At 52.1% G+C, this 3,422-nt stretch carries 6 protein-coding genes; all 6 read right to left on the bottom strand.

Translation table 11 applies throughout. From position 1 onward, the window contains the following. Positions 1-233 (bottom strand): hypothetical protein (locus tag WCA10_RS16980; protein ID WP_472823700.1); only part of this gene is annotated, 233 nt, incomplete at its 3' end. After that, positions 230-778 (bottom strand): hypothetical protein, encoded by a 549-nt coding sequence (locus WCA10_RS16975; RefSeq protein WP_472823699.1) that lies wholly within the window; start codon positions 776-778, stop codon positions 230-232. The genes WCA10_RS16980 and WCA10_RS16975, both read right to left, overlap by 4 nt. A gap of 181 nt (positions 779-959) precedes the next feature. Next, the gene (locus WCA10_RS16970; protein WP_472823698.1) at positions 960-1,262 is read right to left on the bottom strand and encodes a hypothetical protein; all 303 of its coding nucleotides are present in this window, start codon (positions 1,260-1,262) and stop codon (positions 960-962) included. Beyond that, positions 1,259-1,876, bottom strand: a complete 618-nt coding sequence (locus tag WCA10_RS16965; protein WP_472823697.1) for a nucleotidyltransferase family protein — start codon at positions 1,874-1,876, stop codon at positions 1,259-1,261. Before WCA10_RS16965 ends, WCA10_RS16970 begins: the two co-directional genes overlap by 4 nt. Then, complete coding sequence (locus tag WCA10_RS16960; RefSeq protein WP_472823696.1) at positions 1,873-2,577, bottom strand: pentapeptide repeat-containing protein; 705 nt, start codon at positions 2,575-2,577, stop codon at positions 1,873-1,875. The genes WCA10_RS16965 and WCA10_RS16960 overlap by 4 nt, the downstream gene beginning before the upstream one ends. Before the next feature lie 426 nt (positions 2,578-3,003). Next, positions 3,004-3,422 (bottom strand): transposase (locus tag WCA10_RS16955; protein WP_472823695.1); only part of this gene is annotated, 419 nt, incomplete at its 5' end.

The following is a 3,422-nucleotide window of genomic DNA, read 5'->3' as shown; positions in this document are numbered from 1 at the left end:
TGCCATGTTAAGTTTTCAGCAGTCAGCGATACAGTGGCAAGTACGGCAATTTCATCGAATGCCAAATCTTTCCTGATCCATTGTTGACCAGTCTCAGCAGAAAGCACCAACAGCTTTCGGTCAAGCTCGACATCTTTGACTTGTAGTTGAGGGTGTAGCTCGACTAGGCGAGCGATGCCGGAAAGAACGACGTCGCTTCTGGCCCGTCCGCTCCACCTGAAGTTGGGCATCATTTCGCTGCGAACTCAGAAATGAACTCGTCGCAAGTCATGATACGAGTGCCGAAGCTTTGCTCAAGTTGTTGGCGTCGGCCACCGCGAACGAAACCTCTTGTGTCATTGGTCACGAAGATTTGCCTCTTCGCTCGGATATGCGCGCAGAAGATCATGGCGTCCCGAAGCTGACGGCGCTGGCCGTCGGTCAAGGTCCGGCGGCGATTGGATTGAGGGAAACTACCATCGCCAATGATTACCAAGGCCTTTTCAAGACACTCGCTTTCGCTCTGCCCGCCCCACACAGCACGGCCCCAAACACTTTCTCCCCACACACCGGTCTCCAGGACACGGCTCACGGAGGATGATGCTGCCAGATCGGTGGAGGCCCCGAGCTCCCGGTCAGTTACGGAGACAACGGCGAACTCGAAATCGGCGCTCGGTACAGCTGCAACGAGCGCGTCACCAGGAAGGATGTTTGTGTCGAGTGTCACACTGATCACATGCGCTCCGATGAGACCCAACGAGGCTGTAGAAAAACTACTTGAGGGTTTGAACAGAACCATTTTCGGGTGTCACTCGACCCCTCCCAACGTGATGATCGTCGAATATGGCGCGTTTTAAGAGGTCGATTATTGTTCATTGCAATCCTGCTTTTTTGAAATTGAGTTTTTCTACAGCGTCAACGTAGAGGTAACCAGTCTGCGCGGCTTTTCGCGCAGGTCCGGTGGATTGATGGGTTAGCCTTCACAGCATCCTCGCTACGGCAGCTTGTAGGGCAGCAATGTGCGTCTCAAGCTTCGCGGACAGCGACGTGTCGATGGGCTTAAACGTTTCGTGGCTTCTATCAGAGAGAAGTTGGCAAAGCTCGGCAAGCGCAAGCAGGGAGGCAACAACGTCTAAGGTCTTCTCGGAGCCCACCTTTCGACGCCACAAGTCGATTGCGGCCGACGATAACCCAGTAAGTTGGAGTTTTCCTGATGTCTTGGCATTCACAACTGACAGAACTCGCCGCTCTGCAGAAACCTTGCTTAGAAAAGAATTGGTCATATGGAGCTCCTGATATTTCTTACCCAGGACAGAACTGGGGCAGCCATTAGTTCCTTGGCAATGAATTCGACGTCAATGGTGTGATCGCTGCCACGCGTTGAACTGTGCCTTGCCAGCATCGCGCCCCTATAGGCTTCGCGTGAAATAGGGCAGGGCATGGGAAGGAGAAACGGCGCGTTTCTAGAGAAGCATGGCCTTTCCAGTAAGGCCCAAGATGCGGCCATTGCGATGTCTCGAATAGCTGTATATGCAATACCAAGTTCGTATATGACGTTGGTAGTCTGGTTCTGTATCTCGTGTAGAGAGTCCCGGAGCATGCCCTCTAGTTCATCGATGTCTTTGCTCGCGGATGAGTATGGAGCGGGCGCGCCTAGCGAGGCGAGGTAGGGAGTGGGGTTCGCGGAATGAACGCACTTGGCTTCCAGGTGAAGGTGCCACGCAAATAGGCGACCCGACTCAAAGTAGGAATCAATGATCGCGGGAGAATAAATGCTCCAAGCGTTTGGGTACTCGGATGGCTCGTCGCCAAGTGGAATGACTAATACGTCGATGTCGGACGTCGGCGACACTTCACCGCGGGTTACAGAGCCAAAAATATAAAGGTCGTGAATCACCGTCTCGATAGCCTTTTTATCAAGATCGCCATGAAAAGGCCAAATAGTATGAACCTGATGATGGTTAGCGCCACGGCATAGGAGGCGGGGAGTTGTGTCCCACCTGGTATCCCCCAGAAACCCGAAAACGCGGACCACAAAGCGTCCGAGAAGATGAGGTTCGAATAGTCGCGCATCAAGGAGAGTGTGGCGACGACTACAACGGCAAGGCCAGAGAGTACGACTCGCAGAATGCTTTCGCCGTTGCCCCACAAGAGGTCCAATGCCTTCCATCGTGTATGGGCGAGGGCATGTGAAATACGAGACCAGCCTTTGTACTTACTTCGGTAGTAGGACTGCCGGGAGTAGGCCGCGTTGTAGAGATGTTGCCCAGTTAGACTTACCTCGATTGACGCGGCCTTATTCACGGCATCGTAGTTGCCGATCTGGGAAAAGTTGACGCGCAGACTACGAGCCAAGTCGCGAGCGAGATTCTCCTCGCTCGGCAGACAGGTATCGAGAAAATGCTCGTCAAGGATTGTTTTCTCCCAACTCGTGTACCGGAAGTCGCATTTCTCAAACTGTGACCCCCTAAGATTGGACTCCTTGATGGTGGCGCCGATGAAATTGCACCGAATGAATCGGCAGTTGCGGAAATAGCATTCAGAAAAATCGCATTGTTTGAAGCTGACATCGAAAAAGGCCACGTCGACCGCGAACACGCGAGAAAACTCCCTCTTCGAAAGATCCTCGTTCCGTACCTCACCGCAGAATTCCTTGTTCCCGATTACTGGCTTAGTGTGTTCTTGGAGTTCCATAGGATCGGCAGGTGTGGTTGAAGGCTAACAGTTATTCATATGACAGATACGTCTGGACATGTTTTGATAATACTGACAGGGAATTCACTGGGTAACTTATTGACGAAGCGCAGGCTATACAATTTGCTCATTACTGGCAAGTTCAATCATGCGGACAGCTAGAAAGGCGATAGAAAATTGAAGTTCCGTTCCTGGCAGATTCTGTTGAAAAACTCGAAGAGTTTATCGGGATAATCTTTTTGGAAGCCGGGATTTTTGAATATCGCCTCTGGCGAGGCTAGCATTCAGGTCTGAATGCTCGGTTTTGCGCTTAATCTTGTTGGTTTCGCTTCATGCAGGCGCACCTATCCCTACGATTGGGGGACCTTGCGCGATCAACTTTGTCATGCGCTTCAGATTTTGTACTGCGGCGGCCAAAGTAAATTCGTCAGTAGCACCGCTGAGTCCACGCAGTCGCAATCGATCCACTTTTAGGATACGTTTTAGATGGGCGAAGAGCACCTCAACCTTCTTGCGCTCGAAACGCGACTTTTGATACTGCGGGGTTTCAGCAATGTTCCGGGCAACATTGCGCGCACGCTCATGGATGCTGCGGGCAATCTTGCGTTTCGGTGTATTCGGGCAACAACGACCCTTCTGGGGACATGCTGCGCACACATACTGGTTTGAGGTATAAATCACGGTGTTGTCTTTTGTGATTCGTTTGCGCGGGTTCTTGAAGGCACGCCAATCGTTGCGCAGGGCATGGC

Source organism: Occallatibacter sp. (assembly GCF_049582745.1).
Taxonomy (GTDB): Bacteria; Acidobacteriota; Terriglobia; order Terriglobales; family Acidobacteriaceae; genus Telmatobacter.
This window is presented reverse-complemented; position numbering and strand designations above follow the sequence as displayed.

Coding starts and splice junctions, on each gene's coding strand:
- WCA10_RS16975 (WP_472823699.1), bottom strand. CDS start 778: ATGGTTCTGTTCAAACCCTCAAGTAGTTTTTCTACAGCCTCGTTGGGT.
- WCA10_RS16970 (WP_472823698.1), bottom strand. CDS start 1,262: ATGACCAATTCTTTTCTAAGCAAGGTTTCTGCAGAGCGGCGAGTTCTG.